Annotated in this window: 19 protein-coding genes, 6 tRNA genes and 2 pseudogenes; 4 read left to right on the top strand and 23 right to left on the bottom strand. The window is 66.8% G+C overall.

Annotated features, from left to right (window positions below; genetic code table 11):
• Nucleotides 1-10: 10 nt before the first annotated feature.
• Nucleotides 11-136 carry a hypothetical protein gene (locus ABE522_RS06090; RefSeq protein ID WP_346590949.1) on the bottom strand — a complete coding sequence of 42 codons (126 nt, stop codon included), beginning with the start codon at nucleotides 134-136 and terminating at the stop codon, nucleotides 11-13.
• 13 nt (nucleotides 137-149) lie between these two features.
• Nucleotides 150-620 carry a hypothetical protein gene (locus ABE522_RS06085; RefSeq protein ID WP_346590948.1) on the bottom strand — a complete coding sequence of 157 codons (471 nt, stop codon included), beginning with the start codon at nucleotides 618-620 and terminating at the stop codon, nucleotides 150-152.
• A 52-nt stretch (nucleotides 621-672) separates the two neighbouring features.
• On the opposite strand from ABE522_RS06085, the pseudogene ABE522_RS06080 reads away from it, so the two are divergent.
• Together ABE522_RS06080 and ABE522_RS06075 are read left to right on the top strand one after the other, a co-directional pair.
• Nucleotides 673-1,641 (top strand): annotated as a pseudogene (locus ABE522_RS06080) (DNA cytosine methyltransferase).
• Nucleotides 1,641-1,979 carry a hypothetical protein gene (locus ABE522_RS06075; RefSeq protein WP_346590947.1) on the top strand — a complete coding sequence of 113 codons (339 nt, stop codon included), beginning with the start codon at nucleotides 1,641-1,643 and terminating at the stop codon, nucleotides 1,977-1,979. The pseudogene ABE522_RS06080 and the gene ABE522_RS06075 overlap by 1 nt, the downstream one beginning before the upstream one ends.
• Here ABE522_RS06075 and ABE522_RS06070 read toward each other — a convergent pair whose 3' ends face one another.
• The 16 genes and pseudogenes from ABE522_RS06070 to ABE522_RS05995 all read right to left on the bottom strand — a co-directional run bounded on the left by ABE522_RS06070 (nucleotide 1,980) and on the right by ABE522_RS05995 (nucleotide 17,139).
• Complete coding sequence (locus ABE522_RS06070; protein ID WP_346590946.1) at nucleotides 1,980-2,981, bottom strand: site-specific integrase; 1,002 nt, start codon at nucleotides 2,979-2,981, stop codon at nucleotides 1,980-1,982.
• A gap of 275 nt (nucleotides 2,982-3,256) precedes the next feature.
• Nucleotides 3,257-3,330, bottom strand: a tRNA-Cys gene (locus ABE522_RS06065).
• A gap of 64 nt (nucleotides 3,331-3,394) precedes the next feature.
• Nucleotides 3,395-3,470 (bottom strand) — tRNA-Gly (locus ABE522_RS06060).
• A 154-nt stretch (nucleotides 3,471-3,624) separates the two neighbouring features.
• Nucleotides 3,625-3,700: transfer RNA gene (locus tag ABE522_RS06055), tRNA-Gly, on the bottom strand.
• Nucleotides 3,701-3,854: 154 nt separating this feature from the next.
• A tRNA-Gly gene (locus ABE522_RS06050) sits at nucleotides 3,855-3,930 on the bottom strand.
• A gap of 46 nt (nucleotides 3,931-3,976) precedes the next feature.
• Entirely contained in the window at nucleotides 3,977-4,600 is a 624-nt protein-coding gene (gene pgsA / locus ABE522_RS06045) for a CDP-diacylglycerol--glycerol-3-phosphate 3-phosphatidyltransferase (protein WP_346590945.1), read from the bottom strand.
• 9 nt (nucleotides 4,601-4,609) lie between these two features.
• Nucleotides 4,610-6,451, bottom strand: coding sequence for an excinuclease ABC subunit UvrC (gene uvrC, locus ABE522_RS06040; RefSeq protein WP_042614197.1), 1,842 nt, complete (start codon nucleotides 6,449-6,451; stop codon nucleotides 4,610-4,612).
• Entirely contained in the window at nucleotides 6,448-7,860 is a 1,413-nt protein-coding gene (locus tag ABE522_RS06035; protein WP_346590944.1) for a hypothetical protein, read from the bottom strand. The genes uvrC and ABE522_RS06035 overlap by 4 nt, the downstream gene beginning before the upstream one ends.
• A 65-nt stretch (nucleotides 7,861-7,925) precedes the next feature.
• Nucleotides 7,926-8,696, bottom strand: a complete 771-nt coding sequence (gene kdsB / locus ABE522_RS06030; protein ID WP_346590943.1) for a 3-deoxy-manno-octulosonate cytidylyltransferase — start codon at nucleotides 8,694-8,696, stop codon at nucleotides 7,926-7,928.
• A gap of 36 nt (nucleotides 8,697-8,732) precedes the next feature.
• On the bottom strand, nucleotides 8,733-9,752 hold the full coding sequence (gene lpxK, locus ABE522_RS06025) for a tetraacyldisaccharide 4'-kinase (RefSeq protein WP_346590942.1): 1,020 nt from the start codon (nucleotides 9,750-9,752) through the stop codon (nucleotides 8,733-8,735).
• A complete protein-coding gene (gene msbA, locus ABE522_RS06020; RefSeq protein ID WP_346590941.1) occupies nucleotides 9,752-11,500 on the bottom strand; it encodes a lipid A export permease/ATP-binding protein MsbA in 1,749 nt (582 codons plus the stop codon). The genes lpxK and msbA overlap by 1 nt, the downstream gene beginning before the upstream one ends.
• Nucleotides 11,497-11,919: an ExbD/TolR family protein gene (locus tag ABE522_RS06015; protein WP_042614192.1), complete on the bottom strand. Its 423-nt coding sequence runs from the start codon at nucleotides 11,917-11,919 to the stop codon at nucleotides 11,497-11,499. Before ABE522_RS06015 ends, msbA begins: the two co-directional genes overlap by 4 nt.
• A 3-nt stretch (nucleotides 11,920-11,922) precedes the next feature.
• Nucleotides 11,923-12,603 carry a MotA/TolQ/ExbB proton channel family protein gene (locus ABE522_RS06010; RefSeq protein ID WP_346590940.1) on the bottom strand — a complete coding sequence of 227 codons (681 nt, stop codon included), beginning with the start codon at nucleotides 12,601-12,603 and terminating at the stop codon, nucleotides 11,923-11,925.
• A 7-nt stretch (nucleotides 12,604-12,610) separates the two neighbouring features.
• Nucleotides 12,611-15,052, bottom strand: a pseudogene (locus ABE522_RS06005) (DNA internalization-related competence protein ComEC/Rec2); the annotation flags it as partial.
• Nucleotides 15,053-15,118: 66 nt separating this feature from the next.
• Nucleotides 15,119-16,465 (bottom strand): sensor histidine kinase, encoded by a 1,347-nt coding sequence (locus ABE522_RS06000; RefSeq protein ID WP_346590939.1) that lies wholly within the window; start codon nucleotides 16,463-16,465, stop codon nucleotides 15,119-15,121.
• A 2-nt stretch (nucleotides 16,466-16,467) separates the two neighbouring features.
• A complete protein-coding gene (locus ABE522_RS05995; RefSeq protein WP_346590938.1) occupies nucleotides 16,468-17,139 on the bottom strand; it encodes a response regulator transcription factor in 672 nt (223 codons plus the stop codon).
• 122 nt (nucleotides 17,140-17,261) lie between these two features.
• On the opposite strand from ABE522_RS05995, the gene ABE522_RS05990 reads away from it, so the two are divergent.
• The gene (locus ABE522_RS05990) at nucleotides 17,262-17,579 is read left to right on the top strand and encodes a hypothetical protein (protein ID WP_346590937.1); all 318 of its coding nucleotides are present in this window, start codon (nucleotides 17,262-17,264) and stop codon (nucleotides 17,577-17,579) included.
• Nucleotides 17,580-17,607: 28 nt separating this feature from the next.
• Here the strand turns inward: ABE522_RS05990 and ABE522_RS05985 are convergent, their stop codons facing one another.
• The 3 genes from ABE522_RS05985 to uvrB all read right to left on the bottom strand — a co-directional run bounded on the left by ABE522_RS05985 (nucleotide 17,608) and on the right by uvrB (nucleotide 20,555).
• Nucleotides 17,608-18,048: a hypothetical protein gene (locus ABE522_RS05985; protein ID WP_346590936.1), complete on the bottom strand. Its 441-nt coding sequence runs from the start codon at nucleotides 18,046-18,048 to the stop codon at nucleotides 17,608-17,610.
• Nucleotides 18,049-18,282: 234 nt separating this feature from the next.
• A tRNA-Val gene (locus ABE522_RS05980) sits at nucleotides 18,283-18,357 on the bottom strand.
• 164 nt (nucleotides 18,358-18,521) lie between these two features.
• Nucleotides 18,522-20,555, bottom strand: a complete 2,034-nt coding sequence (gene uvrB / locus ABE522_RS05975) for an excinuclease ABC subunit UvrB (RefSeq protein WP_346590935.1) — start codon at nucleotides 20,553-20,555, stop codon at nucleotides 18,522-18,524.
• Nucleotides 20,556-20,759: 204 nt separating this feature from the next.
• On the opposite strand from uvrB, the gene ABE522_RS05970 reads away from it, so the two are divergent.
• Nucleotides 20,760-21,233 carry a GspH/FimT family protein gene (locus ABE522_RS05970; RefSeq protein ID WP_346590934.1) on the top strand — a complete coding sequence of 158 codons (474 nt, stop codon included), beginning with the start codon at nucleotides 20,760-20,762 and terminating at the stop codon, nucleotides 21,231-21,233.
• Between the two features lie 41 nt (nucleotides 21,234-21,274).
• Here ABE522_RS05970 and ABE522_RS05965 read toward each other — a convergent pair.
• Nucleotides 21,275-21,351, bottom strand: a tRNA-Asn gene (locus tag ABE522_RS05965).
• Between the two features lie 54 nt (nucleotides 21,352-21,405).
• Complete coding sequence (locus ABE522_RS05960; RefSeq protein WP_346590933.1) at nucleotides 21,406-21,855, bottom strand: type IV pilin protein; 450 nt, start codon at nucleotides 21,853-21,855, stop codon at nucleotides 21,406-21,408.
• Between the last annotated feature and the right edge of the window lie 9 nt (nucleotides 21,856-21,864).

Here is a 21,864-nt window from a genome sequence, read left to right as displayed (position 1 = left end):
CAGCGAAGCCTCAGAAGTGGCTGACCCGGAAGACCATCGCCACGATGACGGACAAGGCGAACCCGAACGACTCGCAGCGCAGATTGCGGCCCTGAACGAAGGCCAGGTGGTGGGCAATGCCTGAGCCACGACCCATAAACCTGCTCCACTTAAATGACCAGCGTGCCGTCTCCACGAATGCTCGTCACATGTCGCAGCAGTTGTGCAGCAAAGTCTATCGCCTCGCGATCAGCCATCTGACGACTGGGCACAGGCTCCATCAAGTGCCGGTGCACAACAGAGTCGCCTTGGCTCACTTCTACGTAAGCGTCAAAGTACCCAGTGCCATCCGACCGCTGCTGGCAACGCGCCTGGAGCACGTGCCCAGTCTCGTTTATCTCGCGACGCAGTGTCTGAGCAATCTGCAACCTCGCGGTGCGAATCCCAGCTTCGCGCGCATCTTCCAGCGAGCCTGGAACACCAAGCCCACGCCCAAAGCTGATCGTGTTTCCGTTCGGTTGTTGGACCTCCACGACATGCACAGACCAACCGTTGTTTGTCTTGGTCACGCTGACCTTTGCAAAGAGGCCGTCCTGATGAACGAGAAAGACTTCGGAATGATCGAGTTGGATATGCGACATGGCTTTCGCTCGTTAGGGTGGGCCCGAGCTTATCACCGCGGAGATCGCTCCAATGGCTGACGGCTCGCGCTCCTTCAACTTTCCTGCGCCGCAGAAAACATCGCTTGTGAAGGCCGCAGACTTCTTCTGCGGCGGCGGAGGCGCGACCGAAGGTGCCGAGCAAGCCGGATGTGAGGTGGTGGCAGCGGCGAATCACTCACCTATTGCCATCGATATCCATGCCGCCAATCACCCGAAGACCAAGCACTTCTGCCAGGACCTCCAGCAGATGGACTTCTCGCTTCTGCCCCACTTCGACCTGCTTCTGGCGTCGCCCGCGTGCCAGGGTCACACCCATGCGCGCGGCAAAGAGCGGCCGCACCACGACTCCACCCGAGCCACCGCGTGGGCAGTGATTGCCGCCATGGAGCTATAGCTGCCCGAGGCCGCGGTCATCGAGAACGTACCCGAGTTCTTGAAGTGGAAGCTGTTCCCCGCCTGGTGCGCCGCGCTTACGGCTCTTGGCTATGCCATCAGCCCGCACTTGCTCGACGCGGCGGACTTTGGCGTCCCGCAGCACCGTAAGCGCGTTTTCATTATTTTGACGAAGAGCAAGCACCCTCTGGAGCTGAAATTCCGGCGCCGCGACCACGTACCGGCAAGCTCTTTTATCGACTTCGACGCCGGCGTCTGGACGCCCATCGAGAAGGCAGGCCGGTCGGCCGCCACCCTCGCACGGATCAAAGCTGGACGTGCCGCTTTCGGCGACCGATTTATCGCGCCGTACTTCGGGAACGGGTCAGGCCTGACTGGCCGATGCCTTTCCCGGCCCATTGGCACCATCACCACGCGCGACCGCTGGGCGGTGATCGATGGAAACAGGATGCGGATGGTCATGGTCGACGAAGCACGTGCCGCAATGAGCTTCCGGGCGGACTACAAGTTGCCGCTGAGAAAGCGCGATGCGATGCACATGCTGGGGAACGCCGTCTGCCCATTCGTGGAAAGGGATGTGATTCTGGCACTGAAGGAAGCAGCCTGATGAGCCAACGTCGAGAGCTTGCTCAAGGCCAGGAAGACACACTGGGCCTTGAGGACGCCGCCAAGGTCCTACGCCTCGGCCTTGAAGCCATGAAGGCCCTTGTGGAAGAAGGCACAGTTCCCGCTGTGCGCCTGAACCAGAAGCACACGGTCATGCTGCGCGAGGACCTGATCGAGTTTTTGCGCGCAGAGGGCCGGCGCCAGGCAGCGGAACGAAAGGCGGCGATCGGTAAGCGGCCGGCCGCCAACAGTGCGCAGCTGTCGCCCCAGCGCGCCAAGCCGGCGAAGGCGCGGCGGATCTCCCCGCCCGACCTCGCCGCGTACGAGGTCAAAGGCTGATCACCAAAGGTGGTCAGCCAGTGTGGATGCGCGCAGGTTGGCATAGCGCTTCAGCTGCCTCGGGTCCCGATGCCCGGTGATGCTGGCAATCTTGAGGTCGCTCAGCGTCGTCCTTTCGTACAACCGGCTTGTGGCTTCGTGACGCATGTCGTGGAAGTTGAGGTCGTTGCAACCAGCGGCTTGGAAGATGCGGTCAAACTGGCGCGACAGCTGTGATGTGATCTTCGCCAAGGCCTTTTTGTCCAGGTTCCCATCCCACCAGGGAAACAGGCGCACCTCGGATCCGCCGCCGTAGGCGCTGAGCTTCGCCACCAGCACCGACGACATGGGCACCTGGCGCTTGCTGCCGTTTTTCGTCTTGCTCAGGAAAATCGTCCGCCGCTCCAGGTCGATCTGGCTGCGCTCCAGCGTGTACATCTCCCGCATGCGCATGGCCGACTCCAGCGCCATATCGAAGAGCAGCGTCAGCGCCTCCGAATGGCGGAGCTCCAGCGGGCGCTGCCGGCCTTCCGGCTTGGCGCCGGCGAGAATGGCGCGGATTCGCTCCTCCTCCCCGGGCTCCAGCCGCCGATCACGCTCCACATCCGCCTTGATCGCGCCCTCAATCTTGGAAACCGCGATCACGTCGTCGGGCGTATAGGTCGAATAGCCGCGCGGGAGTAACCGCAGCGGATTCAACGGCACCGCGCCGTGCGCAGCGAGCCAGTCCAGCGCACGCGAGAGCGCGCCGACGTGATGCCGGATGGTTGATGGCGCGAGATTCTGATCACGCTTCATGGAGGAAACCCATGCCGTCGCCCAGGTGAATGTCAGCTCGGGCAAAGTGATGCCGATCGGCAGCCTTGCCAGCACCACCGGCAGCAGCTTGTTGTCGTCGACGGACACATGTTGGACGCTGCGGTACTCGCTGACCTGGGCGCGAAGATCCTTCGCCGCTGCCTTGGTGTTGGCCAACTCTTCCGGCACGATGCCGCGATCGAGCAGCGCCTCCAGGCGACGCACCTACTCATCGCCCTCGGCTTCGGATTCGAAGCTGAGATAGACCGGCTGCGGCAGGAGCTTTGTCCTGCGCACCGTGTAGTGCCACGTATTGCCCCGCTACCTCTTCGTTGCCATCTCTCATCTCAACTCGCGTACACGCACTCGGCACATGCTAACGCGAGTTTGCCACTCGAAAACGCGTGGCAACCCGATGATTTCGACCCAAATCAGGGGATTCCGGACCTTCCTGCCAAACGCCAGCCATAAAAAAAGCCCTGATAAATCAGGGCTTTGTCTGGAGGCCTGGGTCGGAATTGAACCGGCGTACGCGGCTTTGCAGGCCGCTGCATAACCACTCTGCCACCAGGCCGGTGTACAGCTACCAGGAATGCGATCCTGGTAAGACGAAACCCCTGTCGGGGCCTGTCGGGATTTGGAGCGGGAAACGAGACTCGAACTCGCGACCTCAACCTTGGCAAGGTTGCGCTCTACCAACTGAGCTATTCCCGCGTGAGGCCGACATGCTACCGGAAGACCCGGGACCACACCAGCGTTTTCACGCTTCAAAACACCGCTTTTCCGCTGCGCCACTCCCTTCCGGAAGGACCGCCCCGCACGGCCGGTGCGGGAGAAAAACAAAGCCCCTTCCGGGGCCCGGTAAAACTGGAGCGGGAAACGAGACTCGAACTCGCGACCTCAACCTTGGCAAGGTTGCGCTCTACCAACTGAGCTATTCCCGCAATCTCTTCGACCTGCGCCGAAGAAGCGATATTGTGTCGAAATTCCTTCATCTCGTCAAGCCTGTTCAGCTCTCCGATCGCAGCAATCACGCACGCAGCGCACCTTCGAATACAGGCAAAAAAAAGAGACCGCGTGGGCCTCTTCTTCAAAACCTGGAGCGGGAAACGAGACTCGAACTCGCGACCTCAACCTTGGCAAGGTTGCGCTCTACCAACTGAGCTATTCCCGCTTGGGAGGCGGCATTTTACCTGTCTTCACATCGGTGTCAACCGCTTTCAGCCGCCCTTCTTCACCCGTGCGCGCTCACGCGCCGCGCGTTCGTCGGCGCGCAGGCTCGGCCACGCCGCATGCAGGTACTGCAGGCCCGACCACAGGGTCAGGATCGCGGCGATCGCCAGCGTCCAGTCGCCCATGTGGAACACCGGCGGACCCATCCAGATGTCCTCCACCGGGGTGTTCGGCGCCACCGAATACAGCAGGCACAACAGCGCGACCATCTGCGCGGTGGTCTTCACCTTGCCGATCACCGCCACCCGCACTTTTGCCCGCTGGCCCAGTTCGGCCATCCATTCGCGCAGCGCCGAAACGGCGATTTCGCGGCCCACGATCACCGCCGCCCAGAACGCCATCCACGGCGTGGGATGGCCCTGCACGATCAGGAACAGCGCCACGGCCACCATCAGTTTGTCGGCCACCGGATCCAGGAACGCACCGAACGCCGATTCCAGCTGGTAGCGCCGCGCGATCCAGCCATCCAGCCAATCGGTGATCGCCGCCAGGCCGAACAGCGCCGCCGAGGCGAAGTTGGTCCACGTGTAGGGAAGATAGAACACCAGCACCAGCACCGGGATCATCAGGATCCGCAGCAGGGTCAGCCAGGTGGGGAGGGTCAACGTCATCGGTAATCTCTACTCGCCCGCCGCATTCGGCTCGGGCAGTCCATGAAGGTTAGCGTAGATACGCGCGGCCAGGGCAGCATTGATGCCTTCCACCTTGGCGATTTCCGCCTCGCCCGCCGCCTTCAGGCCGACCAGACCGCCGAAATGCTTGAGCAGGCTGGCCCGCCGACGCGGCCCGATTCCGGCGATATCTTCCAGCTTGCTGGTCATGCGGGCCTTCTGGCGGCGCCCACGGTGCCCGGTAATGGCGAACCGGTGCGCTTCGTCGCGCACCTGCTGGATGAACTGCAGCGCCGGCGAGGCCGCGCCGGGGCGCAGCTCGCGGCCGTCCGGCAGCACCAGCGCTTCGTGCCCGGCGCGGCGTTCGGCGCCCTTTGCCACGCCCACCAGCAGCACCCCTTCCACGCCCAGATCGGCCAGTGCGGCCTGGGCCTGCGCCAGCTGGCCGGCGCCACCGTCGATCAGCAGCACATCCGGCAGCACGCCCTGCTCTTCCACCGCCCGGCGGAAACGGCGGTCGATCGCCTGGCGCATGGCGGCGTAGTCATCGCCGGGTTCGATGCCGCTGATGTTGAAGCGGCGATATTGCGCCTTCACCGGCCCGGCTGCGTCGAACACCACGCACGAGGCCACCGTGGCCTCGCCCATGGTGTGGCTGATGTCGAAGCATTCCACCCGCTTGACCGGCTCGGCCAGGCCCAGCATCTCGCGCACCGCCTCGCTGCGTGCATGCTGCGAGTCGCGGCTGTTGAGTTCGGTGGCCAGGGTCAGCTGCGCGTTGCGGCTGGCCAGTTCCAGGTAACCCGCGCGTTCGCCGCGCACGTTCCACTTCAATTGCACGCGGCGTTCGGAAGACGCGGAAAACGCGGCTTCCAGCAGCGTCGCATCCGGGATTTCGCGATCCAGCAGGATCTCGCGCGGCGGCTCGAATTCCACGTAGTACTGCGACACGAACGCGCCCAGCACTTCTTCCGGACTATCCTCGCCATTGGTGCGCGGGAAGAACGGGCGCGTGCCCATGTTGCGGCCGTCACGGAAGGCCAGCAGCATCACGCAGGCCTGCGCGCCACGCGTGGCCACCGCCAGCACGTCCAGGTCGGCGGCGCGGCCGTCCACGTATTGCCGGGTCTGCATGCTGCGCAGCGATTTGACCAGGTCGCGCAGGCGCGCAGCCTGTTCGAACTCCAGCGACTCGCTGGCCGCCTGCATCTGCTCGCCCAGCTCGCGGGTCAGCTCATCGCTCTTGCCTTCCAGGAACATCGAGGCGCGACGCACCGCTTCGGCGTAGTCCTCGGCCGCCACCAGATCCACGCAGGGCGCGCTGCACCGGCCGATCTGGTACTGCAGGCACGGCCGCGAGCGGTTCTTGAACACGCTGTCCTCGCAGCTGCGCAGCTTGAACAGCTTGTGCATCAGGTTCAGCGTTTCGCGCACCGCGGTGACCCCCGGATACGGCCCGAAGTAGCGGCCCGGCACGGCGCGCGGCCCGCGGTGCAGCGCGATGCGCGGCCACGCCTCGCGGGTCAGCAGCACGTGCGGATAGGTCTTGTCGTCGCGCAGGGACACGTTGTAGCGCGGCGACAGCGATTTGATCAGCTGGTTTTCCAGCAGCAGCGCTTCGCTTTCCGAGCGCGTCACGGTGACGTCCATGCGCACGATCTGCGACAGCATGGACATGATCCGCGCGTTCTTCGGGCTGCCGTTGAAGTAGCTGCCGACACGGTTGCGCAGTGCGCGCGCCTTGCCGACATACAGCAGCACGTCGTCGGCGGCGTACATGCGGTAGACACCGGGGGCGGTGCTCAACGCGGCCGCGAAGGCCTTGCCATCGAAAGCGGGTACAGCGTTCATTCGGTGATCGGGACGTCGCTCAGCACGCCACTGGCCGGGTCGAAGCGCAGCACGGCGTGGGCATCGGTTTCGGCGATCCAGACCGCACCGGATCCTACTGCCAGGCCGGCCGGCCCGTGCAGCCGGCGGGGCAACGCCTGGGTGACCAGTTCGCCGCCGCCCAGCCGCAGCGTGCGCAGGCGACCGTTGCCGGCATCGGCAATCCACAGCAGCGGTGCATCCGGGCTCAGCGCGATGGCCTGCGGGAACTGCAGGCTGGCCCGGTCACGCGGACCGTCTTCGCTGCCGTGGTTCCACACGCCCTGCCCGATCAGCGTCTGCACCAGGTCGCCGCGCAGCTGCACGCAGCGGATCGAAGAGGCCAGCGCATCGGCCACGTACAGCGCCTGCTGCACCACCGCCAGTCCGGTCGGCTGGGCGAAGGCCGCCACGTTGCCACTGCCGTCGCGCTGGTCGATGGCGCCGCTGCCGGCGCGCCGGGTAAGCCGTCGCTGGCCCAGGTGGTAGCTCCAGATTCGGTTGTCGCCGGCCATCGCCACGTGCAGTTCGTTGTCGGCCAGTGCCAGCCCGGCTGGATGGTTCAGCGCCACGCTGCGTGGGTCGTCGACCTGCCCGTCGTGCGGTTCGCCCGGCCGGCCATTGCCACACAGCGTGTCGACCTGGCCGGTGATGATGTTGATGCGGCGCAGGGCATGGTTGCCGGTGTCGGCCACATACAGCGACTCGCGTTCCACCACCAGCGCCTGCGGCCGGTTGAAGGCTGCGTCCTGCGCCCCGCCATCCATGAAGTCCGGCGTGCCCTGCCCGAACTGGCGCAGCACGCGCCCGCCATGGGTGCATTCCAGCACGCGGTGGTGGCCGCTGTCGGCGATATACAGCCGCTCGGTGGTGACCGCCAGCCCGGTGGGGAAACAAAGCGGCAGGCGCGGCTCCGGGCGCAGCTCGCGCAGTGCTTCGAACGGTGTCGGCTGCAGGTTGCCGCACAGTTCGTTGAGCGCGCGGTCCAGCTCGCCCGGCTGGCCGAGGCCGACCAGGCGGCTGCTTTCGCGGCCGTAGACATCCATCAGCACCATCGTCGGCCAGGCCGTCACCCCGAAGCGCCGCCAGCCGTCCCAGTCGCTGTCCAGCAGCGCGATGGAGTGCAGGCCCTGGCGGCGCAGCAGCTTCAGGCTGGCCGCTTCATCGCGTTCGAAATCGAAACGCGGCACCTGCAGCACCAGCACCTGCAGCCGCCCGGGATGGCGCGACTGCCAGTTCGCCACGTCGGCCAGGCGTTGCGCGCACCAGGCCGACGCCGCATTGACGAACAGCAGGGCCAGCGGTTGCCCGCGCAGCTCGCTCAGGGTGGCGGGCGCGGCGTTCAGCCACGTGGCGAACTCGGGGAGGTCCTGGACGGGTTGGGCGTTCATACCCTGATTATGCCGGACCGCGCGTCATGCAATCGTTGTGCCACGCGGATTTTTTCCGGGCCCGCTCAGGCTTGGCCAGCAGCCAGCAGGCGCTCCGCCCGCTCCAGGTCTTCGGGGGTGTCGATGCCGGCCGGGAACGGTGCCGGCGACAGCGCCGCGCTGATCGGGTAACCGGCCTCCAGCACCCGCAGCTGTTCCAGGTTTTCCACCTGTTCCAGGCTGCCGGGCGGCATCGCGGCGAACTGCTGCAGGAAGCCGGCGCGGTAGCCGTAGATGCCGATGTGGCGCAGCCACTGGACCCCGTCCGGCAATACATCGCGGCTGCGCGCGAAACCATCGCGGTGCCAGGCGATCGGCGCCCGGCTGAAATACATGGCCTCACCGCGCGCGTTGCGCACCAGCTTGACCACGTTGGGATCGAACAGCGTGGCCGCATCTTCGACCGGCGTGCACAGCGTGGACATCGGGGCGCGGCCGCTGGCCAGCGCGTCGGCCACCGCACGGATGCCGGCGGCCGGTGCGAAGGGCTCATCGCCCTGCAGGTTGACCACCACGGCGTCATCGGCCCAGCCGGCATGGCGGGCGCATTCGGCCAGCCGATCGGTGCCGGACGGATGGGCCGGATCGGTCATGGCCACCTGCACGTCCTGCAACCCCGCCAGCGCCTCGGTGATGCGCGCGTCGTCGGTGGCCACCCACACTTCACGCGCGCCGGCCTGCAGCGCGCGCCGCGCCACGTGCAGCACCAGCGGTTCCCCACCGAGCAGGCGCAACGGCTTGCCGGGCAGGCGCGAAGCGGCATAGCGGGCAGGAATGGCGACGACGAACTCGGTCATGGGGTTCTCCGGTTACAGGCCACGCGCGCAGGCGGTTCAGCGCGCGCGCAGCTTCTCAAGGCGGTCGGTCAATGCCACCCAGAAGGCAGCGGGCAGATCGGCCTGCAGGGGAATGGCGAAGTGCCAGTCGTTGGCGAAGGCGCGGCACTTCACCGCGTCCTTTTCGGTCATCAGGATCGGCAGCTCGCTACCGAAACGCAGGTCCTGCGGCTGGTAGGCGTGGTGGTCGGCGAAGGCATGCGGGACCACGCCGATGCGTTCGGCACGCAGCATGTCGAAGAAGCGCTGCGGGTGCGCGATGCCGGCCACGGCGTGCACGCGCTGCCCGGCAAAGTGCGAAAGCCCGCGCAGGCGTCCGCCCACCAGCGGCTGCGCACTGTCGATGCGCAGGCGCATCGGCCATTGCCCGAACCCGCACGCCACCGCCGCGTTTTCCGCGCTGGCCGCGCCCTGGTTGACCACGCGGAAATCGCAGTCGCCGGCGCGGGCCACCGGCTCGCGCAGCGGTCCGGCCGGCAGCAGCCGGCCGTTGCCGTAACGACGCTGCGCGTCGATGACTTCAATTTCGATATCGCGCGCCAAGCGGTAGTGCTGCAGGCCGTCATCGCAGACGATCACATCGCAACCTGCCTCGACCAGCGCCTTGCCGGCCGCCACGCGATCAGCATCCACCCGCACCGGCGCACCGGTTTTCCAGGCAATCAGCACCGGCTCGTCGCCGCCCAGCGCGGTCGGCGTATCGGCGTCCACCCAGCGGCCGCTGTCGGCCTGCTCGCGTCCGTAGCCGCGGCTGGCCACTCCCGGCTTCCAGCCCGCTGCGCGCAGCTGCTGCACCAGCGCGATGGTCAACGGGGTCTTGCCGGTACCTCCGGCAGTGATGTTGCCGACCACGATCACCGGTACCGGCAGCGTGTACCGCTTCAGCCAGCCGCGCCGATACGCGCGCCGCCGCAGGCCGGCCACGGCCGCATACAGCGGACTGAGCAGGCGCATGCCAAGCGGCACCGGGGAGCCGTCGTACCAGTAGGCCGGTGTCTGCGTACCCTTGCCGGACATCAGGCCTGCCTTTCGCGGAACTGCATGTTGTACAGGTGCTCGTAGAGCCCGCCCATGGCCAGCAGTTCATCGTGCGTGCCGCGCTCGACGATGCGCCCCTGGTCCATCACCAGCACCTGGTCGGCGTGTTCGATGGTGGACAGCCGGTGCGCGATGACCAGCGTGGTGCGCTCGGGCATCAGCCGCTGCAGCGCGTCCTGCACCAGCCGTTCGGATTCGTTGTCCAGCGCGGCGGTCGCCTCGTCCAGGATCAGGATCGGCGCGTCGCGCAGGATCGCCCGGGCGATCGCCAGGCGCTGGCGCTGGCCGCCGGACAGCAGCGCCCCGTTCTCGCCGACGGGGGTGTCCAGCTGCTGCGGCAGGCGCGCGATGAACTCCCAGGCGTTGGCCGCCTCGGCCGCCGCGCGGATCTGTTCCTGGCTGGCATCCATGCCGTAGGCGATGTTCGAGCCGATGGTGTCGTCGAACAGCATCACCTTCTGCCCCACCATCGCCACCTGTCGGCGCAGGTCGGCCAGCGGGTAATCGTCCAGCGGCACGCCATCCAGCGTGATGCGTCCGCCGCTGGGCTCGTAGAAGCGCGGCACCAGCCGGATCAGGCTGGTCTTGCCGCTGCCCGAACGCCCCACCACGGCGGTCACGGTGCCCGGGCGTGCAACGAAGCTGATGTCGTCCAGCGCGGTGCCGGCATCTTCGCGGTAACGCAGCATGACGTGCTCGAAGGCCAGCTCGCCGCGTGCGCGTTCGATGCGCTTGCTGCCCTGGTCGCGCTCCACCGGCATGTCCAGGATCGAGAACAGCCGCTCGGCGGCGGCCACGCCGCGCGAGATCGAGGTCTGCACGCTGGTCAGCCGGCGCAGCGACGGAATGATCGCCATCATCGAGGTCATCAGGCCCATGAACTGGCCGGCGTTGAGCTTGCCGACCAGCGCTTCGCGGGTGGCTACCCAGACGATCACCGCCAGCGCCAGCGCGGCCAGGAACTGCACCGTGCTGGAGGCGAAGGCGCGCGTGGTCTCGACCTTCATGTTCAGGCCCAGCATGCGGTTGGCCAGCCGCGAATAGCGGTCGATCTCATGCCGCTGGGTGCCGTGCACCTTGACTTCCTGCTGGGCGGACAACGATTGCTCCGCCGTGGCGGCCATGGTGCCCATGCCGTCCTGGATGCCGCGGCTGATGCGCCGGTAACGCTTGCCCACGTAGGACACGATCAAGCCGATCATCGGCACCACCACCAGCATAGCCATGGTGACCTTGACGCTCATCTGCAGCATCACCACCAGCATCGCGATGATGGTCAGGGTGTCGGCCACCAGCGTCTTCAACGCATCGGCGCTGGCCTGGGTGACCTGTTCGGTATCGAAGTTCAGCCGGCTGACCATCACCGGCGTCGCTTCGGTATCGAAGTGCGACGACGGCAGGTGCAGGTACTTTTCCAGCACCTGTTCGCGCAGGTCGCGCACCACGCTGCGGCCGGTACGGGCCAGGGTGTAGTCACTGACCAGCGTGGCCAGGCTGCGCATCAGGAACAGGCCCAGGATGGTCAGCGGCAGGATCACCGCCATGCGCGGCTCCGGGTTGACGAAACCGCGGTTGACCAGCGGTTCCATCAAGCGGGTAAAGGAATAGCCGGCCAGGGCTTCGATGGCCATCGCCACCACGGCGGCCACCATGAATACCCAGTAGGCGCGGGTGTAGCCCAGCAGGCGCTTGTAGATCGGCCAGACGGGCGCGTGTTTGGAACTCATTGACGCACCTCGGGAGCGGTTGCGATGGAAATCCGGCGGAAGCCAAGCTGGCCGAGGGCATCCTGGGCGGTGACCACGGCCTGGTAGGGAGTGCGCGCATCGGCGCGCAGCAGCACGGACTGGGTGCGGTCTTCACCGGCAACCGCGGCAATGGTCTGCTTGACCGACTCCACGTCGGTGCGCAGCACTTCCTGGTCGTTGACGAAGTAGCGGCCATCGGCGTTGACCAGGATGCTCAGCGCACGCGGCGGTTCGCTGTTGGCCTGCTGGCTGGCATGCGGCAGCTGCACCTGCAGGGTGGAACGCGCATCGAAGGTGGTGGTGACCACGAAGAAGATGATCAGCACCAGGATCACGTCGATCAGCGGCACCAGGTCGATATGCGGCTCGTCACCGGCGCGGTCGTTGCGGATGCGCATCCGTCAGGCCTTGGCCGGGGCGGCGCTGGCGGGGTTGGCGGCGGCTTGGCTGGCCGGACGCGGCGGCGTGGCCATCACGCCCGGACGGCCATCCAGCGCATCCAGCAGCGCGGAGGCCTCCTGTTCCATTTCGATCACGTAGCCGTTGATGCGGCCCTTGAAGTAGCGATGGAACATCAGCGCGGGGATCGCCACGATCATGCCGGTGGCCGTGCATACCAGTGCCTTGCCGATGCCGCCGGCGAGCTGGTTCACATCGCCCACGCCGTGGTCCAGGATGCCCAGGAACATCTGGATCATGCCTACCACGGTGCCCAGCAGGCCCAGCAGCGGACCGGCCGAAGCGATGGTGCCCAGCGCATTGAGGAAGCGTTCCATGCGATGCACGATGAAGCGCCCGGTGTCTTCGATGCGCTCACGGATCTGGTCGCGCGGACGATTGCGAGCGTCCAGCGCCGCCGCCAGCAGCGCGCCCAGCGGGGAGTTGGCCCGCAGGGTCGCCAGGTGGGCCGGATCCAGCTTGCCGCGTGCCGCCCAGTTGCGCACATCCTGGCCCAGGCCCGGTGGCAGCACCTCGTTGCGGCGCAGGGACCAGAAACGCTCTAGGACGATCGCCAAAGCCAGTACACCCAGCAGCAGCAGCGGCACCATCGGCCAACCGCCGGCCTTGACCAGTTCCCACACGTTTCCAACCCTCCGGCCCAGCGGCCGCCTGTTTGTCCACCGATAGGATAGCAGCCGCCCGCTCCCGGCCCGCAGCATTCCACCAGCGACCGGCATGCACCCGTTGTTCGCGCACCTGCAGCCCCTGCGCGCCCAGCCACACGTGCAGTGCGCCGGAGCTGGCGGTGCCCAGCACTTCGGCACCGCTCGCGGTCCACCGTTGCACCACGTCGGCGCGCGGATGGCCGAAGCGGTTGCGGTGCCCGGCCGACACCAGCGCCAGCCGCGCACCCACCGCCGCGACCCACGGTGCGCTGGAGGAGCCGGCGCTGCCGTGGTGGGCGACCAGCGCCGCGTCCGCCTTCAGCGCGTTGCGGCTGGAACGCAGCAGCTGGGCTTCTTCGGCGATGCCGATGTCGCCAGTGAGCAGGATCACCCCGTGCGCGGTGGCGATGCGCAGCACGCAGCTGGAGGCGTTGCCGCGTTCCCGATGCCCCGCCCCCGGGTGCAGGATGTCGAAGTCCACCCCATCCCAGCGCCAATGCTGGCCGCGATGGCAGGGCAGTGCGCCGTCGACTCCGGACCCTGCCGGCGCCCACACCGGCACCTGTGGAAAAGCACGGCGCAGCCCCGGCAGCCCGCCCGCATGGTCGGCGTCGCCATGGCTGAGCAGCACCCGGTCAGGCACGCCGGCACCCAGTGCGCGGAGCGCGGGCAGCACCACGCGCTCGCCGGAATCGGCCCCGGCGCCAGGCGGCCCAAGGTCATACAGCAGCAGCCGCGACGCGGTCCGCACGATCACCGCCGTGCCCTGTCCGACGTCCAGCACCAAGGCTTCGACCTCGCCCGGCAGCGGCAGCTGCCGATCCGGCCACAGCAGCGGCAGGCACAGCAGCGGGGTCGCCAGCACCCCGCCGCGACCGCGCGGCAGCAAGCACCAGAACACCCCCAGCAAAGCCAGCGGCAGGGTCCAGCGCGGCGCTTCCGGCAACCACCACACTGCCCCGCTCCACGCCGCCAGCGGCTGCAGCCATCTCCAGCTGATGTCGAAAGCCACGCCAGCGAGCCGCCAGCACCAGGCCCCCAACCCGGCATGCAGCGCCTCCAGCGCCGTGCCGAGCAGCGCCAGCGGCACCACCACCAGGCTCCACCACGGCACCGCCAGCAGGTTCACCAGCGGGCCGATCCGCGACGCCTGCCCGAACAGGCTGATGCCGAGCGGCAACAACGCCAGGCTGGCAATCCCCTGCGCGGCCAGGAATGGCTTCAGCAGCCCACCCAGCCCGGTTTCGGCACGCTGCCCGCCGGGAAGGCACCACATCAGCCAGAGCACGCCGCCGAAGCTGAGCCAGAACCCCGCAGCCAGCACCGACAGCGGCGCGGCCAGCAGGGTGGCAAAGGCCGCCAACGCCAGCGACTGCGCCCACGGCAGGCGTCGGCGGCTGGCGCGGGCCAGCGCTACCACCACGATCATCAGCGCGGTACGCACGGTCGGCAGCGCCAGCCCGGCCACCAGCGCGTAGCCCACCGCGCCTGCCGCCGCCGCGAGGGCGGCTGCGGTCGGGCGTGGAAGGCGCCGGGGCAGCGCCGCGACACAGCGCCACAGCAGCCCGACCAGCAGCGCGAAGCCGCCCGCGACCAACCCGACATGGAATCCGGAGATCGCGATGAGGTGGGTCAGGCCCAGCGCGCGCAGCTGCTCCCAGTCCGCATCGCTGAGCTCGCGGGTGTCGCCCAGCGCCAGGGCGCGCAGGAACCGCGAAGTGTCGCCGGGCACTGCCTGCTGGATCCGCCGCGACATGCGTTCGCGCCACGCCGCCAGCCCGGCAGGCCCCTCCAGCAGGAGCGGGGGCGAGCCGGAGCGGACCTGTCCGCTGGCAGCGATGCCGAGCATCAGCGCGTGGCGCTCGCCATCGAATCCCCCCGGGTTGATCCGGCTGCGCGGCGCACGCAGGCGCAGCGGAAGCTGCCAGCGTGAACCGGCCGCGACGGTCTGCCGCATGCCCGGCGTGACCGCCCCCGGGGCGGCGTCGGCGGGCCCGCTGCGTGTGAAGGGTGCGCTCCAGTAGACCTGCACGCGGCGGCCGCGGAACTCGCGCGGCAGCGATGGGGCGTCGTCGAGACGGAGCAGGAAACGGCTGTAGGACGGTCGATGCTCGGGCAGATCGATCACCCTGCTGCGCAGCACCTGGTCGATCGGTGGATGTTGCGGCGGAAGCTGCACCTGCAAGGCCCAGAGCCCGTTCAGCGCCGCCCAGCTGAAACCCACGAGCAGCATGCCCAGCCAACGCCCGCGCCAGCGGCCGAGCCACAGCACGATGCCCAGCAACAGGCCTGGCCAGGCCGCCACGGCCGGCGGCAGTACCGGCATCTGACAGCATGCCGTGGCACCGGCCACCAGTGCGGCGGCACTGGCCTTGCCCCACAGGCCCGGCGACACGACGAGATGATCGCAGGCCTGTCCCCCCATGCCTTCCAGCGTGGACGGATGCCTAGACCGCTGCCATCAGCGTTCTGCACCGTGCAGACTCGGGCTTCAGCCGGGACGACGCACCGAGCGGTTGAATGCGATACGGAAACTGGCACCGCCTCCCGGCGCTTCGCCCACCGTCACCGTGCCTTCGTGGTGCTGGATGATCTCCTTCACCAGGTGCAGGCCCAGGCCGCTGCCGCTGCCGGCCGCACGCAGCCGATGGAAGGGTTCGAAGATCACGTCGCGGTCGTTTTCCGGCACGCCGGCACCCTGGTCGGCTACCTCGAGCGTGCCGTTGCGGTCCAGCCGCACGCTGATCGTGCCGCGACCGCCACCGTGCACGATCGCGTTGTGCACCAGGTTGGCCATCACGCGTCCCAGCGCGATGCCATCACCGACGATCCAGACCGGCCCCTCCGGGGCGTCCACTTCGAAGTCGTAGCCCGCGCCGATCACCAACGGCGCCAGTTCCGCGGCTGCCGTACGGGCCAGCGCAGCCAGGTCCAGCGGCTGCAGCTTTTCGACGCTGCGGTCCAGCCGCTGCAGGTCCAGCAGGTGTTCGGCGACGTTGCCGAGCCGCGCGATGTCGTTGAGCAGCTGCGCCTTCAGCGCGCCCTGCGGCAATTGCGAAAGACGTGCCTGCACCACCGCGATCGGCACGCGTAATTCGTGCGCGGCGTCGGCCAGGAATTTGTCGCGTGCGGCGTAACCCTGCTGGACCTTGCCGATGGCATCGTTGAAGGCGCTGACCAGCGGCGCGATTTCACTACTGACCAACTGCGTGTCCAGCCGCGCTCCCGGCTTGCCGATGTCGAGCAGCCGCGCCTCGCGTGCCAACTGGCGTACGCCACGCATCGCGCGATGGATCACCAGCGGCATCACCAGCAGGGTCACCACGATCAGCGGCAGGAAGAACCACGGGCCGATCAGCCGCAGCACCATCAGCGCGCCTTCCCACAACCCGTGCTTGGGCTGGCCGCCGACCATCGCGGTCAAGCGCCTGCCGTCCTGCTTGCTGATCACGATGCGCGCTGCATCCAGATAAGGCGGCGTCAGCGAACCCAGTTCGCTGTAGCCGACGCGCTCCAGTCGCGACAGCAGTTCGCGATGAACATCCGGCACGGCGCCTTCGGAAAGCTGGTTGCCGCGTTCATCGGTGGCGACGAACCACAGATTGCCGCCCGCCTGTGCGTTGAGTACGTCCCAGCGCGCGCGATCCAGCCGAAGGGTGGTTCCATCGCTGTGCAGCGCGGCGACCACGTCATCCGCCGTGAACATGTCCATCTGCACCGACTCCTGGTCGCCCCAGGTCAGGATCAGCGCCATCACCGCGATCAACACGGTGAACACCTGGGCCAGGCAGACGCGCCAGGCCAGGCCGAGTGAGATGGATCGAATGTCCGTGTTCATTTTCATGCCTCCGCCAACAGGTAGCCGACCCCGCGGATGACGTGGATTTCCACGCCTGCGCCGGCCTGCTGCAGCGCCTTGCGCAGCTTTGAAATATGGGCATCCAGGGCGTTGGACTGGATGTCATCGTCGAATCCGTACACCGCTTCCTCCAATCCACTGCGGGTCACCGTACGCCCCTGGCGCAATGCCAGCGCCTGCAGTACCAGCAGCTGGCGCCGCGGCAGCGGCAGCGCATGGCCGTCCACCTGCGCCTGCAGCGACTCGAAATCAAACCGCAATCGCCCCAACTGCAGCACCGGGGTGACCATTTCGGTCGGGCGACGCGACACGGCGCGGATGCGCGCCATCAATTCCTCGATCGCCACCGGCTTGACCAGGTAATCGTCCGCGCCGACATCCAGCCCTTCCACTTTGTCGCCCAGGCTGCCCTTGGCAGTCAGCATGATCACCGGCAGGTTGGGCCGCAGCGCGCGGGCGATGGCCACGAAGGCCAGTCCATCGCCGTCCGGAAGCTGGCGATCCAGCAGCAGCAACTGGTGCACCGGATCGCGCAGCGCGGCGGCGGCGGCGGCCAGCGTATCCACCACGTCAGCGACCACGCCCTGGCGTTCCAGCCCGGACTGCAGGGCACGGGACAGGTCAGGATCGTCTTCGACCAGCAGGATGCGCATGGGAAACCGGTGGGCAGCAGAAACCAGCGGTGATGATAAGCCGCGCAGGAGGCGCGCAATGTTCTGACAATGTTGATGACGCATCGTGCACGTACCGCTTCTGTATCGAGCCGCACGACGCCATGGACGCTTTCCTCCCCCCGGCCAGCCCCGCGCCCGCCCTGCTCAGGCCTGCCGCCGATCCGCGCGTGGTACTGACCGCGCCGGACCTGGACAGCGCTGAACGCGCGTTCCTCGGCCTGCTGCCTGACCGTGACCATGTGGACGCACTGGCACGCCATGCGATCAGCCATGCGCGGCATGCTTCCGGCAGTGGCTATGCGTTGTCGCTGACACTGGTCGGCATGCGCCTGCAGGAATTCAAGATGGGCGAAGACTGTGCGACCCGCTGCCGCCAAGACTCACTGCGCAGCCTGCGGCAGGCGTTCGCCGCAGGCTGACGCAGGCGTAGCGCATGAAGCGCTGCCGTCAGCGCTCCTGCTCGTCGAAGTACTTGAACGTGTAGCCGATCAGGCTCCAGCTGCCGCCGCCCTTCGAACCAGCCCGCCATTTGTAGGTCCAGGACTCCAGGCCGCCATTGCGCTGGCTGCTGAAGCTGATCACTTCGCCTGGCTTTCCGCTTGCAGGAAGCGGAATCGGCGGATTGTCTCCCGGCGTGCGCTGCACGTTATCCGAACTGACCACCACCGTCCTGCTTATTTCCATCTGCTCCGCGTCAAGGCGTGGACGGAAGTCGGGCGAATTCCTTTCAATCCAGGCTCGCGCGGCAGCGCCGTCCGCGGATCGCGCGTCCACCACGATCGTCCGCGTGCTGGTGATCGATTCATTACCCGCCCTGACGTTGTGGGTCACGGCCAAGAGCGCAACGGCCAGCAGGATCGGCATCATCGTCTTGTTGAAACAGGTCATAGGGTTTCTCCCACGCCGACAGTCCCGGCTACCTGATCTCACTACAGCGGGCGTTGCCAGGCAACGGAACAGCTGCAGTGCTGCGTGCAGCGCCAAGGGCCGACGTCATCACCGGGCCAGGCGCGGCTACCCCTGTGCGGATCAGGACCTTCCCAGCGAACAGGAATCCCGGATTGCAGGCACAAAAAAAACCAGCGCGATGGCTGGCTTTTTTCGTTCCCACTTCGTTGGAAGTGGTGGGCGGTACAGGGTTCGAACCTGTGACCCCTACCATGTCAAGGTAGTGCTCTACCGCTGAGCTAACCGCCCGTTTTTGTTTCCTGCCGCGTTGCGATTGCGTCGGGGCAGGCCGCGTATATTACGGAGGAGACCGGGGTTGTGCAACTCTTTTGTGAAGAAATCTTCGAAAGCGTGGGTAGCGCGTGGTTTCGGGGATTTACGCCGAGCATGGCGCGGCGCTACCGATGCCCCAATCAGCCCAGGCTGGCCTCTTTCAGCCGCTTGATCAGGTCGCGCACGCGCCCGGCCTCTTCGAACTCCAGGTCCTTGGCATGCTGGTACATCCGCTGTTCCAGCGACTTGAGCCGGGTGGCGACCTGGGACGGCGACAGCGTCGCGTAATCGGCGCCCTCCTCGGCGATCTCGACCGCACCGATCTTCCCTTTGCCCTTGCCCTTGCGCGAGGCCCGGTCATAGGCCTCCGAACGCGCGCCTTCCAGCACGTCCACGATCGGTCGGGCGACCGACTTGGGCACGATGCCGTGCTCTTCGTTGTACTCCACCTGCTTGGCGCGGCGACGGTCGGTCTCATCGATGGCCGCCTGCATCGACTTCGTCATCCGGTCGGCATACAGGATCGCCTTGCCGCGCACGTTGCGCGCCGCACGGCCGATGGTCTGGATCAGTGAGCCGGTGGAGCGCAGGAAACCTTCCTTGTCCGCGTCCAGGATCGCCACCAGCGAGACCTCGGGCATGTCCAGGCCTTCGCGCAGCAGGTTGATGCCCACCAGCACGTCGAACTTGCCCAGGCGCAGGTCGCGGATGATCTCCACGCGCTCCACCGTGTCGATGTCCGAGTGCAGGTAGCGCACGCGGATGCCGTGCTCGCTCAGGTACTCGGTGAGGTTCTCGGCCATGCGCTTGGTCAAGGTGGTGACCAGCACGCGGTCGCCCATCTTGATGCGTTCGTTGGCCTCGCTCATCAGGTCGTCGACCTGGGTGCCGACCGGGCGGATTTCCACGATCGGATCGATCAGCCCGGTCGGGCGCACCACCAGCTCGGCCATGTCTTCGCCGGCCTCGCGATACTCATACGGACCCGGCGTCGCCGACACGTAGATGGCGCGCGGGCAGCGCTGTTCCCATTCCTCGAAACGCAGCGGCCGGTTGTCCAGCGCCGACGGCAGCCGGAAGCCGAACTCCACCAGTGTTTCCTTGCGCGAACGGTCGCCCTTGTACATCGCGCCGATCTGCGGAATGGTCACGTGCGACTCATCGATCACCAGCAGCGCATCCGGCGGCAGGTAATCAAACAGGGTCGGCGGCGGCGAACCGGCCGGCTTGCCGGTCAGGTGGCGCGAGTAGTTTTCGATGCCGTTGCAGAAGCCCACCTCGGCCATCATCTCGATGTCGAACTGGGTGCGCTGGGCCAGGCGCTGCGCCTCCACCAGCTTGTTTTCCGCATACAGCTGGTCCAGGCGCTCCTTCAGCTCCACCTTGATGGTTTCCACCGCGGCCAGCACGCGCTCGCGGGTGGTGGCGTAATGGGTCTTCGGGTAGACAGTGAAGCGCATCATGTTGCGCAGCGTTTCGCCGGTGAGCGGATCGAACAGGGTGATCTTTTCCACTTCGCCGTCGAACAGTTCGATGCGCAGCGCTTCGCTGTCCGATTCGGCGGGGAACACGTCGATCACTTCGCCACGCACGCGGAACGTACCGCGATGCAGCTCGTACTCGTTACGGGTGTACTGCAGCTGGGTCAGGTGGTTGATCAGGTCGCGCTGGTCGATGCGCTCGCCCTTGGACAGGATCAGCCGCAGCGACAGGTAGTCTTCCGGCGCACCCAGGCCATAGATGGCCGATACGGTGGCCACCACCAGCGCATCCGGTCGCGACAGCAGGGTCTTGGTCGCGGCCAGGCGCATCTGCTCGATGTGTTCGTTGATCGAACTGTCCTTCTCGATGAAGGTGTCCGAGGACGGCACGTAGGCTTCCGGCTGGTAGTAATCGTAATAGCTGACGAAATACTCGACCGCGTTGTGCGGGAAGAACGCCTTGAACTCACCGTACAGCTGCGCGGCCAGGGTCTTGTTCGGTGCCATGATCAGCGTCGGCTTCTGGATGCGGTCGATGACGTTGGCGATGGTGTAGGTCTTGCCCGAGCCGGTCACGCCGAGCAGGGTCTGCTTGGCCACGCCGGCTTCGAAGTTGCTGCTCAGCTTCTCGATCGCGGTGGGCTGGTCGCCTGCGGGCGAATACGGCGATACGAGTTGGAAACGGTCGCTCATGGTGCTGCCAGGTCCCGGGGACACCAATTATAGCGGGGCGGCCGGTGACGGCAGGTTGAGGGAATCGGCTAGCTGCGGTTGACGGCTCTGGCGACGGACCCGTGCCGGGACAAGGCGGACCATGCAGGCACGGAGGACCTTTGCATGCCACATCCAGCCCGGCCTGCTGCGAGTGCCCAAGGCTACGGCCTGGTTGAACTGTGCATGGCGCTGGCCCTGGTCGCGACCCTGGCGGCGGCGGCCCTGCCCTCGTTCCAACGGACCCTGGCGCGGGTGCGTGCAGACAGTCTGCGCATGCAGCTGCACGCTGCGGTGGCGCAGGCACGCACGGAGGCCATCACCCGAAGGCATGTGGTCGTGGTGTGTCCGAGTGCGGATGGTCTGCAATGCAGCAGCGACTGGAGTGCAGGATGGATCCTTCGCAAAGAAGGCACCAGGGGACAGGTGCTGGCCCACCATGCCCTGCGGCCATCTCCGGGCATCCGGGCCGAAGCCAGCGGTGGCCGCCTGAGGGTACGCTTCCGGCCCGACGGGCGCAGCGGGGGCAGCAATTTCAGCATCCCGATCTGCATCGGCGGGCAGCGCCACAGCCGGGTCGTTGTCAACGTGCCAGGCCGGGTACGCTCGTGTCGCGTCCGAGGCCCCCTACCCTGCCTCAGCGAAAAAGAAGGTTGCTGAAATGACGAAAGCCGCGATCGCTCGCGGCTTTCTACTGAATCTGGCGCCCGAAGTTGGACTCGAACCAACGACCCCCTGATTAACAGTCAAGTGCTCTAACCGGCTGAGCTATTCGGGCGGGGAGGCGCATTCTACGGTGAGATTACGCGCCGCGCAAGCCCGTAGCGAACGATCACCAGCACTCCGGCAAGGTCGCCGCGGAGGGCGTTTTCACGTTGGCCTGGTTGACCGACATGGTGCCGCACTTGTCCTGCGCCTGGGGTCCCTGCGGCGTGGCGGTCAGCGTGAACGTGCCCTGCCCGCCCTGGAAGGTGATCGTATAGCGCGCGGTGCCGCCTTCACGCGGTGACTGGAACGTTGTCGCCCCGTTGCTGAAGCGGAAGTTCGCGTAGGTATTGTTGGTGGTATGCGAGCGCTCGGCCAACTGCGCGTACTCGACCAGATCGGCCTTGGCCTGCGCCCGCCGCGACTTGCGCACCTGCTCCACGTAGGACGGATAGGCGATGGCGGCCAGGATGGCGACCACGGCCACCACCACCATCAGTTCGATCAGGGTGAAGCCGCGCGCGCGCGACCGCAGGCCATGCCGGTGGACGGCACGCAGGGAAACCAGAGAGGACATCGAGGGATT

Origin of the sequence: Stenotrophomonas lacuserhaii (assembly GCF_039674585.1) — a bacterium.
In the GTDB taxonomy this organism is placed as follows: domain Bacteria; phylum Pseudomonadota; class Gammaproteobacteria; order Xanthomonadales; family Xanthomonadaceae; genus Stenotrophomonas; species Stenotrophomonas pennii_A.
The sequence above is the reverse complement of the archived record's forward strand: the minus strand, read 5'-3'. Positions and strand labels throughout refer to the sequence as shown.

Excerpts from the sequence above, each read along its gene's own strand:
- ABE522_RS06090 (WP_346590949.1), bottom strand. The coding sequence starts at position 136 with ATGGGTCGTGGCTCAGGCATTGCCCACCACCTGGCCTTCGTTCAGGGC.
- ABE522_RS06085 (WP_346590948.1), bottom strand. The coding sequence starts at position 620 with ATGTCGCATATCCAACTCGATCATTCCGAAGTCTTTCTCGTTCATCAG.
- ABE522_RS06075 (WP_346590947.1), top strand. The coding sequence starts at position 1,641 with ATGAGCCAACGTCGAGAGCTTGCTCAAGGCCAGGAAGACACACTGGGC.
- pgsA (WP_346590945.1), bottom strand. The coding sequence starts at position 4,600 with ATGACGTTGACCCTCCCCACCTGGCTGACCCTGCTGCGGATCCTGATG.
- uvrC (WP_042614197.1), bottom strand. The coding sequence starts at position 6,451 with ATGAACGCTGTACCCGCTTTCGATGGCAAGGCCTTCGCGGCCGCGTTG.
- ABE522_RS06035 (WP_346590944.1), bottom strand. The coding sequence starts at position 7,860 with ATGAACGCCCAACCCGTCCAGGACCTCCCCGAGTTCGCCACGTGGCTG.
- kdsB (WP_346590943.1), bottom strand. The coding sequence starts at position 8,696 with ATGACCGAGTTCGTCGTCGCCATTCCTGCCCGCTATGCCGCTTCGCGC.
- lpxK (WP_346590942.1), bottom strand. The coding sequence starts at position 9,752 with ATGTCCGGCAAGGGTACGCAGACACCGGCCTACTGGTACGACGGCTCC.
- msbA (WP_346590941.1), bottom strand. The coding sequence starts at position 11,500 with ATGAGTTCCAAACACGCGCCCGTCTGGCCGATCTACAAGCGCCTGCTG.
- ABE522_RS06015 (WP_042614192.1), bottom strand. The coding sequence starts at position 11,919 with ATGCGCATCCGCAACGACCGCGCCGGTGACGAGCCGCATATCGACCTG.
- ABE522_RS06000 (WP_346590939.1), bottom strand. The coding sequence starts at position 16,465 with ATGAACACGGACATTCGATCCATCTCACTCGGCCTGGCCTGGCGCGTC.
- ABE522_RS05995 (WP_346590938.1), bottom strand. The coding sequence starts at position 17,139 with ATGCGCATCCTGCTGGTCGAAGACGATCCTGACCTGTCCCGTGCCCTG.
- ABE522_RS05990 (WP_346590937.1), top strand. The coding sequence starts at position 17,262 with ATGGACGCTTTCCTCCCCCCGGCCAGCCCCGCGCCCGCCCTGCTCAGG.
- ABE522_RS05985 (WP_346590936.1), bottom strand. The coding sequence starts at position 18,048 with ATGACCTGTTTCAACAAGACGATGATGCCGATCCTGCTGGCCGTTGCG.
- uvrB (WP_346590935.1), bottom strand. The coding sequence starts at position 20,555 with ATGAGCGACCGTTTCCAACTCGTATCGCCGTATTCGCCCGCAGGCGAC.
- ABE522_RS05970 (WP_346590934.1), top strand. The coding sequence starts at position 20,760 with ATGGCGCTGGCCCTGGTCGCGACCCTGGCGGCGGCGGCCCTGCCCTCG.
- ABE522_RS05960 (WP_346590933.1), bottom strand. The coding sequence starts at position 21,855 with ATGTCCTCTCTGGTTTCCCTGCGTGCCGTCCACCGGCATGGCCTGCGG.